At 76.9% G+C, this 15,200-nt stretch carries 12 protein-coding genes; 5 read left to right on the forward strand and 7 right to left on the reverse strand.

Annotated elements, in window-relative coordinates:
• Positions 1-6: 6 nt before the first annotated feature.
• The 3 genes from E4A51_RS10775 to E4A51_RS10790 form a co-directional block, all read right to left on the reverse strand.
• Complete coding sequence (locus E4A51_RS10775; protein WP_134851730.1) at positions 7-918, reverse strand: hypothetical protein; 912 nt, start codon at positions 916-918, stop codon at positions 7-9.
• Positions 919-1,117: 199 nt separating this feature from the next.
• The gene (locus E4A51_RS10780; protein ID WP_370297494.1) at positions 1,118-1,672 is read right to left on the reverse strand and encodes a DinB family protein; all 555 of its coding nucleotides are present in this window, start codon (positions 1,670-1,672) and stop codon (positions 1,118-1,120) included.
• A 236-nt stretch (positions 1,673-1,908) separates the two neighbouring features.
• On the reverse strand, positions 1,909-3,150 hold the full coding sequence (locus E4A51_RS10790; protein ID WP_046529811.1) for a GAF domain-containing protein: 1,242 nt from the start codon (positions 3,148-3,150) through the stop codon (positions 1,909-1,911).
• Between the two features lie 141 nt (positions 3,151-3,291).
• Between E4A51_RS10790 and E4A51_RS10795 the strand changes: the two genes are divergently transcribed.
• The 4 genes from E4A51_RS10795 to E4A51_RS10810 all read left to right on the forward strand — a co-directional run bounded on the left by E4A51_RS10795 (position 3,292) and on the right by E4A51_RS10810 (position 9,879).
• A complete protein-coding gene (locus tag E4A51_RS10795; RefSeq protein ID WP_046529812.1) occupies positions 3,292-3,897 on the forward strand; it encodes a TetR/AcrR family transcriptional regulator in 606 nt (201 codons plus the stop codon).
• Positions 3,898-4,793: 896 nt separating this feature from the next.
• Complete coding sequence (locus tag E4A51_RS10800) at positions 4,794-5,906, forward strand: RNA methyltransferase (RefSeq protein ID WP_240465690.1); 1,113 nt, start codon at positions 4,794-4,796, stop codon at positions 5,904-5,906.
• 365 nt (positions 5,907-6,271) lie between these two features.
• Entirely contained in the window at positions 6,272-7,348 is a 1,077-nt protein-coding gene (locus tag E4A51_RS10805) for a lytic polysaccharide monooxygenase (protein WP_134851733.1), read from the forward strand.
• 605 nt (positions 7,349-7,953) lie between these two features.
• Positions 7,954-9,879, forward strand: coding sequence for an NHL domain-containing thioredoxin family protein (locus E4A51_RS10810; RefSeq protein WP_134851734.1), 1,926 nt, complete (start codon positions 7,954-7,956; stop codon positions 9,877-9,879).
• A 232-nt stretch (positions 9,880-10,111) separates the two neighbouring features.
• Here E4A51_RS10810 and E4A51_RS10815 read toward each other — a convergent pair whose 3' ends face one another.
• Positions 10,112-11,458, reverse strand: coding sequence for a diguanylate cyclase (locus E4A51_RS10815; protein WP_236686798.1), 1,347 nt, complete (start codon positions 11,456-11,458; stop codon positions 10,112-10,114).
• 325 nt (positions 11,459-11,783) lie between these two features.
• On the opposite strand from E4A51_RS10815, the gene E4A51_RS10820 reads away from it, so the two are divergent.
• A complete protein-coding gene (locus E4A51_RS10820; RefSeq protein ID WP_134851735.1) occupies positions 11,784-12,935 on the forward strand; it encodes a lytic polysaccharide monooxygenase in 1,152 nt (383 codons plus the stop codon).
• Positions 12,936-13,112: 177 nt separating this feature from the next.
• Here E4A51_RS10820 and E4A51_RS10825 read toward each other — a convergent pair whose 3' ends face one another.
• From E4A51_RS10825 to E4A51_RS10835, 3 genes are all read right to left on the reverse strand, one after another.
• A complete protein-coding gene (locus E4A51_RS10825) occupies positions 13,113-13,340 on the reverse strand; it encodes a hypothetical protein (RefSeq protein WP_062102007.1) in 228 nt (75 codons plus the stop codon).
• Between the two features lie 44 nt (positions 13,341-13,384).
• On the reverse strand, positions 13,385-14,392 hold the full coding sequence (locus tag E4A51_RS10830; RefSeq protein ID WP_134851736.1) for a hypothetical protein: 1,008 nt from the start codon (positions 14,390-14,392) through the stop codon (positions 13,385-13,387).
• Between the two features lie 480 nt (positions 14,393-14,872).
• Positions 14,873-15,100, reverse strand: coding sequence for a DUF6458 family protein (locus E4A51_RS10835; protein WP_046529821.1), 228 nt, complete (start codon positions 15,098-15,100; stop codon positions 14,873-14,875).
• Positions 15,101-15,200 lie beyond the last annotated feature (100 nt).

Genomic DNA, 15,200 nt, shown 5'->3' on the forward strand with positions numbered 1-15,200 from the left:
GTGGCGTCAGCGTGCCCGCGCGCGCCGCTCGAGCTCGTCGCGCGTCACCACGAACCCGCCGACGTCGACGACCGTCCCGCCGACCGCCGCGTGCAGCGCCGCGACGGCACCCGCGACACCCGGCGCGACGCGCTGCCGCGCGATGACGTGCAGCTGCGACGGCGTCTCGCGCGTCAGCTCGTACGGGTCCGGCGGCCGCCACGTGACGCGGTACGCCCACGGCCCGTGCTCGTGCGGGTCGATCGTCGACAGGACCATCGGCACCTCGGCCGCGCGTTCGCAGCGCACGTCGACCTCGCCGTCGTACGCGTAGGCGGCGGTCAGCGTGAAACCCGCCGGCGCCGCGCCCGGCGTCGCCGGGGGCGGTGGGGCGACGCGGCTGCCGGTCAGCGCGGGGCGCACCACGGGCAGCGCGTCCTGCACGGTGAGCGGTGCGGGCGACCACAGGGTGAGGTCGACGGCCGCCCCGGGGTCGGGCACGACCGCGCGGTCCCGCGCCGCGGGCAGCACGCCGCCGCCCGTGCGCCGCGCGACGGCCGCGGCCCAGCCCGCGACGAGCTCGGGCGTCACCGTCGTTCCCGGTGCGACGGCCGCGGGGAGCCCGTAGAGCGCGGAGTCCTGCGCGGGCAGGCCGACCGCGCGGGCGCCCGCGGCGTCCAGGGGGTGCGGCCCGTCGAGCTCGACGGTGCCGGCCAGCGCCAGCGCGCCGACCTCCGGCTCGGGCGCCGTCGCGATGCCGCGGAACCGGGCGCCCGACGCGGGGCGTGCGGCGGACGCGTCGTCACCGGACCGCGGGGCGCGGGACCAGCGCGCGTCGGGGAACCAGGCGCGGGCCAGGGGCAGCAGGTCCGTGGCCGCGGGGACGGCCAGCACGTGCCGGCCGTCGAGCGCGGGAGGGACCGCACGCGGTTCGGTCATGGGCGGACGCTACACAGCGCGTGCTGCCGGCAGGTGTCGCGTGCCACGGACGGGTGAGTGCGCGCGGCGCGTCGGGCGGGACGCGCCGCGCGGGCGGGCCGGCGCGTCCGCGGAGCGGACGTCGCCGTGGCGGACGGCGTCGGGACGCCGTCGCCGGAGGGTCGGCGTCCCGAGGGCGTCGTCGGACGGGCCGCCCGGGTCAGGCGTGCACGTCGTGCAGGTGGTGGACGACGTCGTGCAGGAAGTACTGCCCGAGCGTGCGCACCGTGAACTCCGAGCCGTTGCTCCGCCGGCCGCGGCGCTCCCACTGCTCGTCGGTGACCGTGTCGAAGCGGTCGGCGGTCGCGTCGGCGGCCGCGACGAGCTCGTCGGCGACGACGGCCGGGTCCTGCTGGTCGTAGCGCTCGGCCCGCGCGGTCTCGTCCTGGTCCCAGTTCGGGAACAGCGGGTCCTCCTCCTCGACCATGAGGCGCACGCGCTCGTCGAACACGCGCATCACGTCACGCGCGTGCGCGCCGTACTCGAGCGTCGACCAGACCGTCGGCTCGGGGCGCACGCGCGCGTCCTCGCGGTGCAGCGCCGCGACCCACCGCGGCACGAGGTCCCGCACGGTGCCGGCGATGTCGGTCGGGTCGACGTCGGAGGCGGCGAAGCCGCACTCCGGGCACCGGGACCGCAGGACCCAGGTCCAGTCCTTGGCGTCCGGCTCGATCGCGGGCGGGGTCACGGTGCTCTCGGGATGGTGGGTGTCCACGAGCGCCACGCTAGCCGCCGGTGCGGCGTCGCGGGAACCGCTCGCCGCGCCGGCGGTGCCCGGGTGGTGCGATCGGGCCGGTGGTGGTCGGGCGACGCGCCCCCTCCCGCGCGCCGCCCGACCCGGCGACCGGGCGACGGGTCCCCGAGGGGAGCCGGGCGACGGTGCCACCGCGCCGCACGCTAGCCCGCGGACCGTTGCACGACCGTTGCACGGCCGGGGCGTGACCGCGCGGGTCAGCGCAGCGTGCGGTCGAGCTGCGCGAGCCGCGTGTGGGCGCGCAGGTGCGCGGCGGATCCGATGGGCGCGACCTGCGCGAGGGTCTGCCACGCCTGCCAGTCGTCGGCGCCCTCGTCGCCGGCCGTCCAGCGCGCGACGAGGCCCGGGTCGCGCGACGCGAGCGCGGCCGACCGCACCTCGGCGTGCAGCGCGTCGCGCAGGCGGGCGACGCCCGGGGAGGCCGAGCGCGGCAGCATCGGGCCGGTGTACGACGTCAGGGCCGCGCCGGGGTCGCCCAGCGCGAGGGCCTCGCGCACGCCGTCGACGTCGGTCTGCAGCGGTGCGGTCAGGCGGTAGGGGCGGGACTCGGACAGCAGGGGGCCGACGAGTCGGCGCAGACGTGAGATCTCCGCCCGGACCGTGACCTCGGACAGCTCGGACTCGGACAGCAGCACGGCGAGCTCGTCGCCGCGCAGGCCGGCGGGGTGCTCGGCCAGCAGCAGCAGGATCTCGGCGTGCCGGCACGTGAGCCGACGACGGCCGGCGGGCGTGTGCAGCGTGCCCGCGTGCGCGCCGAGCACCTCGAGACGGGCGGTCGGGGGTGCACCGGCGCTCGCGGCGATCGTCGCCTCGACGGCGGTGACCGTCGCGCGGACGAGCGCGAGCGCCATCCACGACGCCGCGTCCTCCCGCCCCGTGACGTCGAGCACCCCGAGCAGGCGGCCGTCGGCGTCGTGCAGGGGGACGGCGGCGCAGCTCCACGGGTGCACCGCGCGCGCCCAGTGCTCGCTGCCGAGCACCTGCAGGGGGCGGCGCGTCGCGAGCGCGGTGCCGAGCGCGTTGGTGCCGACCGCGTGCTCGCCCCAGGCCGCGCCCTCGACGAACCCGACGCCGTCGAGGGGTCGGCGCAGCGTCCGGTCGCCGTCGACCCACAGCAGGCGCCCCGACTCGTCGCTGAGCGCGGCGACCCAGCTCGGCCCCGGCTCCAGCAGCAGGCGCCGGACGATCGGCACGGCCCCGGACAGCGGGTGCGCGTCGCGCAGCGCGGTGAGGTCACGGCCCGCGACGTCGACGGGCGGGACCGGCTGCTCGGGGTCGACGCCGACCCGGCGGCTGCGTCGCCAGGAGTCCGCGACGACGGGCCTGACCTGCCGTCCCGGGTCGTCGCCCGCCGTCACGAACCGTTCGTGCGCGGCGCGCACGACGCCGACCGCCGCGGGGGCGGGTGCGTCGTGCGGCTCGCGCGCGTGGCGGCTCATGGGCGGGCCTCCGTGCTGTGGTCCTAGGTGCCCGCGAATTATAGGCGAATGCGACGAACCGCCGTGAGACAGATCACACGAGAGGAGAGAGGTCTCATCCGACCGGGCCGTTTTGCTGACGGCGTGTGTGAGAATGTCAGCATGCCGAAGATCATCGGGGCCTCGCTCCACGAGCACCGGGAGCAGACCCGACGTCGCCTGTTCGACGCGCTCTCGACGCTCATGGGCGAACGCGGGTTCGACGCCATCACGCTCGCGGACATCGCCGCCGCGGCCGGGGTCGGCCGGACCGCCGTCTACAACCACTTCCCCGACAAGGAGGCGCTGCTCCTCGGCTTCATCACGCACGAGACCGAGCAGTACGCCGCCGGGCTGCAGGCCTCGCTCGACGACATCGAGGACCCCGTCGAGCAGCTGCGCGCCTACGTGCGCGCGCAGGCCTCGCTCACCCGCGTCTACCACGTCGCCCCCGGGCCCGAGCTGCGCTCGGTGCTGTCGCGCGGCGCCCAGCAGCGCGTGCGTGAGCACGTCGGCGTCGTCGAGCAGATCCTGCGTCGCATCCTCGACGCCGGCATCGCGTCCGGCGCGTTCCCCGAGCAGGACCTCGCGACCACCGTGCCCCTCGTCAACGCGTGCCTCACCGGCCGCGGCCTGCCCGAGGCGGGCGCCGACCGCGAGCGCGCGATCGAGCAGACCGAGTCGTTCGTGCTCCGCGCCGTCGGCGCCGGCGTGCCGGTGCCGGCCTGAACGCGCGGCGCGGGCCCGGCCGCCCCGGCGAGGGCGACCGCTCGCAGGGCGGCGGCCGCGGGGCCGACCCCCGACGTGACGTCCGGTCCGGCCGTGCCGACGGCGCTCCGCGCGACGGTGACGGCTCCACGCGCGGTGCGAACGGCCGCGGGCGCGGCGGCCCCGGTGGTGCGTCGACGCGTGGTGCGGCGGCCCGTGGTGGCTCGGCGTCCCGCGGCCCCGGTGCCGGTGCTGCGGGCCCGGGTCTCCGCGGGTCCGCCGGTGATGACGCGCGTGGCCCCGGTGGCGGTGCACGCGGAGCGAGCGGTGGCGCACGCGGAGCGAACGCGTCGCGCCCGGGTGGTCCCGCCGCCGGTGCGCGCACGTCGGGCGTCGGTCGCCCCTCCGACGGTGCGGCGCGCGGCACGGGCCGCGGGGGCGCCCGCCCCGCCGGCACCCGCGGCACGCGGGATCGGCGAGCCGGTGCGCGGGACGAGTGGCTCGGCCGCGCCGAGCTGCCCCCTGCCGAGCGAGGCGCGCGCGCCGGGCGCACGAGCAGCACGCGAGGCCGCGTCGACGGTCCGCACGCCCGGGACGCGTCGCGCCACGACGACGCGTGGGGTGACGCGCGACGACCCCGCACGGACCGACGGGACGCACGTCCCGACGCCCCGCGCGGCACCCGCTCCGACGCCCGCGCCGGCCTGGCCGAGGGCAGCGGTCGGGGACGTCCGAGCGGTGACCGCCGACGGCGCCCCGACGCACCCGGCGTCGGTCGTCCGGAGCCGCCCCGTGGCTCGCGTCCCGACGCGTCCCGAGGCGCTCGCGCGGGCTCGACCCGCGGTGCCGTCCCGGACGCACCCCGCGTCGGACGCGCCGACGCAGCCCGGGGCGGCCGCGCCGGCACCGCGCGCGACGTGCCCCGTCCCGACCGCACCCGCGCGTCGGCCGCGCCGCCCGTGACGCGCGTCGAGCTCACGTACCTCCCGGGCCTGCGCGAGGTGCTGCTCGACGAGGTCGCGCAGGTCCTGCCGGGCGCGCGCGACGTGCACGACGTGCCCGACCGGGACGACGCGCTCGCGCTGACCCTGCCCGGTGCGCTCGCGGGCGTCACGGCGCTGCGGACCGCGGTGGCCGCGTGGGTCGTCGTGCACCTCGACGTGCCCCGGCCGCGGTCGTTCTCGAGCCCCGAGCACCTGCGCCGCGTGGTCGACGCGATGTACGCGTCGCTGCGCGTCGGCGGGTCGTCGTCGTTCCGGTTCGAGGCGGCGGGCGCCGACTCGGCGACGTTCCTGCGGCTCGCGGACCTGCTGCGGGAGGCCACAGGGCTGCTGCACGACCCGGCGGGCGGCGACCTCGTCGTCCGTGTGCGCCGCGGCCGACGCACCGGCGACGCCGACCCCGGCTGGGACGTCCTCGTGCGCGTCGGACCGCGGCCGCTGTCCGCACGGACGTGGCGCGTCGCCGACTTCCCGGGTGCGGCCAACGCGACGATCGCGGCGGCCGTCGCGCGGCTCGCGGGGCTGCGCGACGAGGACCGCGTCGTCAACCTCATGGCCGGGTCCGGCACGCTGCTGGTCGAGCGGCTGCTGGCGGGGCCCGCGGCGGCGTCCGTCGCGGTCGACCTCGACGCGGACGCGCTCGCGGCGGCGCGGTCGAACCTCGAGGCCGCGCGGCTGCTCGCGCGCCCGCCGCGCCCGGTGCTCGTGCAGGCCGACGCGACCGACCCCGACGCGCTCGCCGCGGCGGTCGCCGAGCCGCTCGGCGGTCTCGCCGACGTGGTCCTGGCCGACCCGCCGTGGGGCACGTTGCACGGCTCGCACGCCGACGCGCCGCGCGTGCACGCCGGCCTGCTGCGCGCCGCCCACGCGGTCGCCGCGCCGGGCGCGCGGCTCGTGGTGCTGACGCACGAGGTGAAGGTCATGGAGCGCGTCGTGCGCGAGACGGCCGACCTGTGGACGCCGCGGTCCGTGACGCGTGTCTTCGCGAAGGGCCACCACCCGCGCATCCACGTGCTCGACCGCGTCTGACGCCGACGATGCGACGCCACGTCGCACCGTCGGCGTCCGCACCTGGACGCGCCGACCCCGCGATCTGTCGTGCGGCGTGGTGCCGACTCCGTGATCGGTCGTGCGGCGTGGTGCCGACCCCGCGATCTGTCGTGCGGCGTCGTGCCGGTGCGCGACAGATGACGGGGCAGCGGGTCTCTCGCCCGGTGCGCGGGACCGGTCGGACCGACGGCCGCGAGCGGTGCTGAAACGGTTCGAGGGGTCGCTTCCACGGACGTCGAACCGCACCGTGGACGGGCCCACCCGGCGGCCCGTCGTCACCCGCGCACCGTCGCGACCCGTGACCGCGACCCGGTCGCCGCCCGGACCATCCCGAGGAGACACCCATGCCCACCCGTACCCGCGGCCGGCTCGGCGCGCTCGCCCGGCTCGGTCGCCTGGCGCTCGCCGTGCCGCTCGCGCTCGCCGTGACGGGCGTCGTCGCGTCGTCCGCGAGCGCGCACGGCTCCGTCACCGACCCGCCGACCCGCAACTACGGCTGCTGGGAGCGGTGGGGCGACGACCACCTCAACCCGCAGATGGCCCAGCTCGACCCGATGTGCTGGCAGGCGTTCCAGGAGAACCCGCAGACGATGTGGAACTGGAACGGGCTGTACCGCGAGGGGGTCGGCGGGCAGCACCAGGCCGTGATCCCCGACGGGCAGCTCTGCTCGGGCGGTCGCACGCAGAACGGTCTGTACGCGTCGCTCGACGAGGTCGGTCCGTGGGTCGCGAAGCAGGTGCCGACGACGTTCACGCTGACGCTCACCGACGGCGCCAAGCACGGTGCCGACTACCTGCGGATCTACGTCTCCAAGCCGGGCTTCGACCCCACCACCGAGGCGCTCGGCTGGGGTGACCTCGACCTCGTCAAGGAGACCGGCCGCTACGGCACCACCGGGCTCTACCAGACCGACGTCGACCTGACCGGCCGCTCGGGCCGCGCGGTGCTGTTCACGATCTGGCAGGCCAGCCACCTCGACCAGCCGTACTACCTGTGCTCGGACATCCAGATCGGTGGCGGTGGTTCGACGCCGACCCCCACGCCCACGCCCACGCCGACCCCGACTCCGACCCCGACGCCGACGCCCACGCCGACGCCGACGCCCACGCCGACGCCGACCGTCACCCCGACGCCCACGCCGGGTGCGGGTGCGTGCACCGCCACCGTCAAGGCGACGAGCACGTGGACGGGCGGCTGGCAGGGTGAGGTCACGGTGACCGCGGGCGGCGCGCCGATCAGCGGCTGGAAGGTCACGGTCGGTGGCGCGACGATCACGCAGGCGTGGAGCAGCACCCACAGCGGTGGCGTGCTGAGCAACGCGTCCTGGAACGGCGCCCTCGCGTCCGGCGCCAGCACTACCGCCGGGTTCCTGGCGTCCGGCGCTCCGGGCTCGCTGACGGCCACCTGCACCACGGCCTGACGACGACGCACCACCCGCACGACGCACCACCCGCAGCACCCATCCCATCCGCACGACCGTCGACGGCCGGACGCCACCCACCCTCCCCGGTGGCGTCCGGCCGTCGGCGCGCGCCGACATGCGTCGGTCCGTGCACTGGTCACTTCGGTGACCAGGTGCCGCTCGCCCGTCCCGATTTCTGACCAGTGGGCGGTTTGGAGGATGCAGATCTGACCAGTGGGCGGCGCGGGGGTCTGAGGTGCGACCGCCGGGCGGTGCGGGTGTGCGACGCCCGGCCACCGGCCGTGCGGCCGTGCGCGTGCGGCGAGTGCGCAGGGTCGTCCGTGCACTGGTCACTTCGGTGACCAGTTGCCGCTCCTCGGTTGCGATATCTGACCAGTGGGCGGTTTGGGGGGGAGCCCGATCTGACCAGTGGGCGGATCGGGGGCGACGTCGGGCGGCGCGGAGGCGCGATCTGACCAGTGGGCGGTTCTGGGGTGCGCGATCTGACCAGTGGGCGGTTCTGGGGTGCGCGATCTGACCAGTGGCGGCGGTGCCCGCGCGTGGCACACCCCGTCGTACCGGTGCGCGGATGCCCGGCGGCGTGGGGTGCGACGTCGGTGAGAATGGGCGACGTGACGTCGACCTCCGCCCCCCGTCTGCCCCGTGTGCGCGCGTCCGAGCTGGTCGGGCGCGGCTGGCTCAACACCGGTGGCAGGGACGTGACGCTCGCCGACCTGCGCGGCAAGGTCGTCGTGCTCGACTTCTGGACGTTCTGCTGCATCAACTGCCTGCACGTGCTGGACGAGCTGCGCGAGATCGAGGAGCGGCACCGCGACGTGCTCGTGATCGTGGGCGTGCACTCGCCGAAGTTCGTCCACGAGGCCGACCCGGTCGCGCTCGCGGCCGCGGTCGAGCGGTACGAGGTGCACCACCCGGTGCTCGACGACCCGGACCTGGTGACGTGGCAGGCGTTCACGGCGCGCGCGTGGCCGACCCTCGTGGTCATCGACCCCGAGGGGTACGTCGTCGCGCAGATGGCCGGCGAGGGGCACGCCCACGCGGTCGAGACGCTCGTGGCGGAGCTGGTCGCCGAGCACGAGGCGAAGGGCACGCTGCACCGCGGCGACGGCCCGTACGTCGCGCCGACGCCGCAGCCGACGACGCTGCGCTTCCCCGCGAAGGCGGTCGCGCTGCCGGGCGGCACGTTCCTCGTCGCCGACGCCGGGCACCACGCGCTCACCGAGGTCGCGGCGGACGGCGAGACGCTCGTGCGGCGCATCGGCACGGGCGAGCGCGGGCTGGTCGACGGCGACCCGGACGAGGCCAGGTTCAGCGAGCCGAACGGTCTGTGCCTCGTGCCGGACGAGCTGCGCGAGCGGCTCGGCTACGACGTCCTCGTGGCGGACACCGTCAACCACGCGCTGCGCGGCGTGCGCCTGGCCGACGGGCACGTGACGACGGTCGCCGGCACGGGTGAGCAGTACATGGTCGGCGCGGTCGACAACGTGCTGCCGTCGCAGGGTGCCGAGCACCCCACGGAGCAGGGCGTGGGCGACCGCTGGCCCGCGCACCAGGTCAAGCTGTCCTCGCCGTGGGACGTGACGTGGTCGCAGCCGCTCGCCGCGTTCGTCGTCGCGATGGCCGGCAACCACACCCTGTGGGCGTTCGACCCGACCGCGGGGACCGTGGCCCACCTCGCCGGCACCATGAACGAGGGCCTGGTCGACGGTGCGCCCGGGCAGTCGTGGTTCGCGCAGCCGTCGGGTCTGTCGGTCGCGGCCGACGGGCGCGTCTGGCTCGCGGACGCCGAGACGTCGGCGCTGCGGTGGCTCGACCCCGCGGACGCGTCGGTGACGTCCGTCGTCGGGACGGGTCTGTTCGACTTCGGCCACCGCGACGGGACCGCCGACCAGGCGCTCCTGCAGCACCCGCTGGGCGTCGCGGCGCTGCCCGACGGCTCGGTGCTGGTCGCCGACACGTACAACGGCGCGCTGCGCCGCTGGGTCTCGGGCGTCGACGGCGCCCCGGGCGAGGTGAGCACGCTCGCGACCGACCTCGCCGAGCCCAGCGGTCTCGTGCTGCCGGCGGGCGACGTCGACCACGTGGTGGTCGTCGAGTCCGCGGCGCACCGGCTGACGCGCGTGCCGCTGCCCGCCGGTGCGGGCACGCGGGTCGACGGCGGTGCGCACCGCACGCAGCGGCCCGTGACCGAGATCGGCGCCGACGTCGCGCTCGAGGTCGTGTTCCACCCCGCCGCGGGGCAGAAGCTCGACGACCGGTGGGGCCCGTCCACGTCGCTGCGGGTGTCGGCCACGCCGCCCGGCCTGCTGCTCGACGGTGCGGGCGACGACGTCGCGCTCGGTCGCGCGCTGCGCCTCGACCCGACGGTGGGCGAGGGCGTGCTCCACGTGACCGCGCGCGCCGCGAGCTGCGACGCCGACCCCGCGATCGAGCACCCCGCGTGCCACCTCGCGGCGCAGGACTGGGGCGTCCCGGTCCGCGTGGTCGACGGCGGCGACGGCGCCCTCGTGCTGCCGCTGCACGGCTGACCGCCGGGCGCCCGGCGGGCCGACCCCCGGCGGCGACGTCGCGGCCGGTGCGTCGGCGGTGACGTGCCGCGACCCGTCCAGGCCGCCGGCCCGGCGGCTCCCGTCCTGCCGTCGGCCCAGGGGCTCCCGCCCTGCTCCGGCAGGTGGCGGCGGTGGGCGCCGTGCCGGGAACCGCACCGGCCCACGCGCCGGGTGACCGTCGACCCGCTCGACGACGCCGCCCGTGACGGCGTCAGGCGTTGCGGGCGCCGTCGACCGCGATCGCGACGAGCGCGTGCAGCGCGGTCTGCACCTGCCGGCCGGTCGACGCGAGCGCGGCGACCGCGATCTCGACGACCCACGCGTCCCGCTCGACCGTGACCAGGCGGGTCTCGGCCGCGTCGGCGGGGCTGCCGCCGCGTGCGACCGTCGTGAACGTCTGCGACCCGGGCATGCGCTCGCGCACGGCCCACGAGTCACCGCCGAGGGTCTCGGTGGCCGCTGCGGCGAACGCGCACAGCCGCGGGACGATCGCGGGCGCGGCCGCGCCGATCGCGACCGACCCGCTGGCGGTGAGCCGCTCGACGGCCTGCACGGGGTCGGAGATCGGCGGCGTGGTGCGTGCGCGGGCGCGAGCCCGGCGGCGCTTGGCCTGGTACTGCGCCTGGTCGGCGCGCCGGAACAGGTGCCGTGCCTCGACCGAGCCCATGACGGCGGTCGACGCGATGCCGTAGGAGATCGCGGCGCCGTGCGGCAGCGGGAACTTCGCGACCGTCGTCGCCATGGCCGTCGCGACGGCCTCGCGCGGCTGGTCGACGGTCACGAGGCAGAACTCGTCGCCGCCGATGCGCGCGGCGGTCGCGCCGGGGATCGCGTCGGCCGCGCGGCGCAGCACGTCCGCGACGGCGCGCAGCAGGTCGTCGCCCGCGTCGTGGCCGAGCTCGTCGTTGACGCGCTTGAGCCCGTCGACGTCGCACATGACGACGCACGTCTCGCGGCCCGACGCGAGCGCCGCCTCGGCGGCCTGGTCGGCGGTGCGCCGGTTCGCGAGGCCCGTGAGCGGGTCGTCGGCGATCATGTGGCGCATCTGCTTCTCGAGGTCGACGCGCGCGATCGCACCGGCCGCGAGCGCCGCCAGCACCTCGGCGGTCGCGACGTCGTCGGCGTGGAACAGCGGCGCCTCGAAGTCCCGCAGCAGCGTGATCTGCCCCCACACGGCGTCGTTGACGACGACCGGCGCGGTGAGGGCCGAGGCCGCGCCGATCTCGCGCAGGAGCTCGACCTCGACGCGGTCGCCGGCCGTGGGGTCGCCGGGGCGCACCGAGCGGCCGTGCGCGTCGAACGCGTGCGCGACCCAGCTCTCGCGGTTGCGCAGCAGCGACCGCAGCGCCGGGCGGTCCTCGGCGCGGTACGTGGTGCGCAGGAACTGGTCGCGGCGCGGGTCGTCGGCGGGCTGCTCGACGTGCAGGACGCGCGACGTCTCCTGCGTGATGCGGCTCACCGCGCACGCGTCGGCGCCGAGCACGTCGACCGCCGCGCGGGCGGCCGCCTCGACGACCTCCTCGACCCGGCGGCACGCGTCGAACCGGTGCGCGGCCACCGCGAGTCCGCGCACGCCACCGAGGTCCGCAGCCGAGAGACCCCCTCGGTGCGCACCCTGGGAGGCCGTGCCTCTGCGCGTCACGTGCCCATCATCGGGCCTCGGAGGCCGTCTCGCCGCGCAGCGTTCCGTGAGAGGTGCGTGAGATCACCTCCTGGTGCGCCCGTTCACCCCGTCGCGCGCGGACGCGTCGGCCGTGCTGGAAACGTTTCGCGGCCTTGTCGGCCCCCGGGGCGCTCCGCAGGCTGGGCCGACGTCCCGGGTGACCCGGGACCTGCCCGACACCCTGCGGCGACGACGCCGCTCGCGCGAGAGGGAGCCAACCATGACCCGAGACAGACCGACCCGTCGCACCCGCCGGTCCCTGGGGGGAGGCCTCGCCGCGACCGCGGTGGTGGCGGCCGCGCTGGTCGCCGTGCCGACCGCGGCGCAGGCGCACGGCGGCCTGACCGAGCCGGCCACCCGCACCTACCAGTGCTACGTCGACGGCCTGGCGGGGGGCGAGGCCGCCGGTGAGAGCGGGAACATGAAGCCGCGCCTCGAGCCGTGCGTCGACGCGTTCGCCGAGGGCAACTACTCGTTCTACAACTGGTTCGGGAACCTGCTCGGCACGATCGCGGGGCGGCACGAGACGATCCCCGACGGCAAGCTGTGCGGCCCGGACTCGCGCTTCGACGCGTACAACGCGCCGTCCGACGCGTGGCCGACGACGGCGGTGACGCCCGGCCAGACGATGACGTTCCGGTACGCGGCGGTCGCGCCGCACCCGGGCTGGTTCACGACGTGGATCACGAAGGACGGCTGGGACCCGTCGCAGCCGATCGGCTGGGACGACCTGGAGCCCGCGCCGTTCGACCGCGTGCTCGACCCGCCGATCCGCCCGGGCGGCCCCGCGGGCCCGGAGTACTGGTGGGACGTGCAGCTGCCGTCGGGCAAGACCGGCAAGCACGTGCTGTTCAACATCTGGGAGCGGACGGACAGCCCGGAGTCGTTCTACAACTGCGTGGACGTCGACTTCGGCGGGGGTGGCACGACGCCGACCCCGACGCCGACGCCCACCGCGACGCCGACTCCGACCCCGACTCCGACCCCGACGCCCACCCCGACGCCGACTCCGACCCCGACTCCGACTCCGACTCCGACCCCGACGGTGCCGACGGACGCGGTCTGCGAGATCGAGGTCGACGTCACCAGCCGCTGGCAGGGCGGGTTCCAGGGGAACGTGACCGTGTTCAACGCGACCATGGAGCCGGTGAACGGCTGGGAGGTCGCGTGGGACTTCACGAACGGTGAGCAGATCACGCAGGCGTGGAGCTCGGTCGCGTCGCAGTCCGGCTCGACCGTGACCGTGACGAACGCGGCGTGGAACTCGACGATCGCGCACCACAACGCGGTGTCGTTCGGGTTCATCGCCTCCGGGACGCCGCAGGACGTGACGTCCGCGACGCTCAACGGCAACAGCTGCATCGTGCGCTGACGCGTGCGTGACGTGCCGGTGCGCTGACGCGCGCGTGACGTGCCGGTGCGCCGACGGTGCGCCTGACGCGCCCGCACCCCGCGCAGGGGTGCGGGCGCGTCGCCGTGCGTGGCCCGCAGCCGCGCGTCCCGCGTGGTCGGTGATGCGCGGTCCTGCGCGGTGATGCGCGGTGCGCGCTCAGCGCTGCGCGGTCACGGGCCCCGTGGTGCGCACGTGCACCGCGACGCCGTGCACGTGCGTCGGCACGTCGAGGCGGCGGGCCGTGACGGCGTCGCCGCGCACGCGCACGAGCAGGCCGTACCCGTCGTCGTCGGGCGCGATGCCGATGCCGGACACGCCCGCGCGCCCGGCGAGGGCGGCCTTGAGCTCCTCCTTGGCCCGGCGGGCCTGGTCGAGGTCGGCCACTGCACACCTCCCGCACCCCTCGGCGGCGCGCGGGGCTGCCCGCGTCAGGCGAGCAGCGTCGCGTCGAGCGCCCCGAGGACGGCGTCGATCGGGTTGACGTACGTCAGCCCTCGACCATTCTCGCCCCCGGTCTCCGACCCGGCAAAGAGCAGCCCCAGGGCGACCCCGTCCTCGCGGTACACGAGCGAGCCCGAGTCGCCGCCGCGCGAGAACGGCGACCGCCCGGTGCCCTCGACCTCGATCTGGTCGTCGAACCGCAGGTCGCCCAGCTCCTCGCCGTAGCCGACGACGACGTCGTCGAGCTCGATGGCCGTCACGCGTCCGGCGGTGACGGCCGTGGTGCGGCCGATCTTGCCGACGGTCTCGCCGCCGAGCGCGCGCGCCGTGGTCGTCACGGCGCCCACCGGGTACGTCGCGTCGACGTCGGGGTCGTCGAGCAGCGCGACCGCCGCGTCGACCGTGGCCGTGGTGCCCGCCGCGAGCGGGACCACCGCGGCGAGCGTGCCGACCCGGTCGGCGGGCGCCCGGCCGCCGTCGGCGGGTCCGGGCTGCAGCACGAGGTCGCCGGGCCGCGCCGCGGGGGAGCCCGCGAGCACGTGGTAGTTCGACAGCGCGTGCACCACGCCGCCCACCAGCACGAACGCACCGAGCGTGCCGGCCGTGACGTCGACGTGCGCGATCGAGACGCCCGGCCGCAGCGGCCGCACGCGGCCGGTCTCGCCGGCGGCCTGCGCCGTGATCACGGGGGGTCGCGGGCCCGGCACCGGGCCGTGCGCGAGCGGGCGGATCCGCCCCGTGCGGCGCACGTCGACGGTCGTCCCGACCTCGCCGACCTCGGCCGCGACCTTGCGCGCGAGGCTCCGCACCTGCGGGAGCCCGAGCCGGTACCGCAGCGCGACCGCGTACCCGCCGTCGTCGCGCGGCGCCAGGCCGACCGCCAGCGGTGCGACCGCCGGCGCGTCGGCGCTCGACGCGCGCACCACCCGCTCCGTCAGCGTCCGCGCCACCTGCGCGGCGTGCGCCTTGGCCTCGCGTGCCTCGTCCCGCTCCATGCGCCCCCCTCGTGGACCGTCCGCCGGTGCGTGCCCAGTGTGTCGGGAAGGTCCGACACGCGCCGGTCGTTCGGGTGGCCGCGTGGCACCGGTCCGGCGTGCCGTCGCGGGCACGCCGCACCGGGCATCTCGAGGCATGGGACGAGCCGCCCGCGAGACCGGGCTGGCGTCGCGATCCCGGCCCGGGGGCGCTCCCAGCCCGGTCTCGTACGTCCCGCGTCCCACCAGGTGAGTGGCGAGGCCCGTCGTCGGCCGGCCGGTGCGGCGGCCGCCACCGGGCCCTCGGACGCCCGTCGGCCGCCACCGGCCCTCGGACGCCCGTCGGCCGCAACCGGGCCCACGGACCCCCGCCCCGGTCGGGGCCGGGTCCACGGCGCCCCGCCGGTCGCGAGCGGGCACGCCGACGCCCCGTCGGTCAGGACCGGCGGGGCGTCGGGCAGGGGCGTCCCGTGCGGGACGGCGGGACCGTCGTCCGGGGCGTCAGGCCACCGGTGGAGCGGGCGGCTCCTCGCGGTGCTCGACCACCTGGCGGTGCGTCGTGTTGGTGCGCTGCGCGTTGAGCGCGATCGCGAGGATGAGCGCGAGCACGCCCGCACCCATGCAGATGTAGCCGATGACCGTGAGGTCGACGCCCTCGACCCGGTCGGACACGCCGAACGAGAGGATCGCCCCGATCACCAGGAGTGCGATGCCGCCACCGATGCCCATGTCGCTCCTTCGTCGTACCGCGTCGCGTGGGCCACGGCGGACCACGCGGTGGTCCAGGAGTCTGCTGCCGATCGGGGCGCTCCGCACCCGGAGCGCCGCG

Origin of the sequence: Cellulomonas sp. HD19AZ1 (assembly GCF_004535805.1) — a bacterium.
GTDB lineage: Bacteria > Actinomycetota > Actinomycetes > Actinomycetales > Cellulomonadaceae > Cellulomonas > Cellulomonas iranensis.

What these genes read in the sequence shown, in the direction of transcription:
- E4A51_RS10775 (WP_134851730.1), bottom strand. Translation starts at nt 918, where the DNA reads ATGACCGAACCGCGTGCGGTCCCTCCCGCGCTCGACGGCCGGCACGTG.
- E4A51_RS10790 (WP_046529811.1), bottom strand. Translation starts at nt 3,150, where the DNA reads ATGAGCCGCCACGCGCGCGAGCCGCACGACGCACCCGCCCCCGCGGCG.
- E4A51_RS10795 (WP_046529812.1), top strand. Translation starts at nt 3,292, where the DNA reads ATGCCGAAGATCATCGGGGCCTCGCTCCACGAGCACCGGGAGCAGACC.
- E4A51_RS10805 (WP_134851733.1), top strand. Translation starts at nt 6,272, where the DNA reads ATGCCCACCCGTACCCGCGGCCGGCTCGGCGCGCTCGCCCGGCTCGGT.
- E4A51_RS10810 (WP_134851734.1), top strand. Translation starts at nt 7,954, where the DNA reads ATGGGCGACGTGACGTCGACCTCCGCCCCCCGTCTGCCCCGTGTGCGC.
- E4A51_RS10820 (WP_134851735.1), top strand. Translation starts at nt 11,784, where the DNA reads ATGACCCGAGACAGACCGACCCGTCGCACCCGCCGGTCCCTGGGGGGA.
- E4A51_RS10830 (WP_134851736.1), bottom strand. Translation starts at nt 14,392, where the DNA reads ATGGAGCGGGACGAGGCACGCGAGGCCAAGGCGCACGCCGCGCAGGTG.
- E4A51_RS10835 (WP_046529821.1), bottom strand. Translation starts at nt 15,100, where the DNA reads ATGGGCATCGGTGGCGGCATCGCACTCCTGGTGATCGGGGCGATCCTC.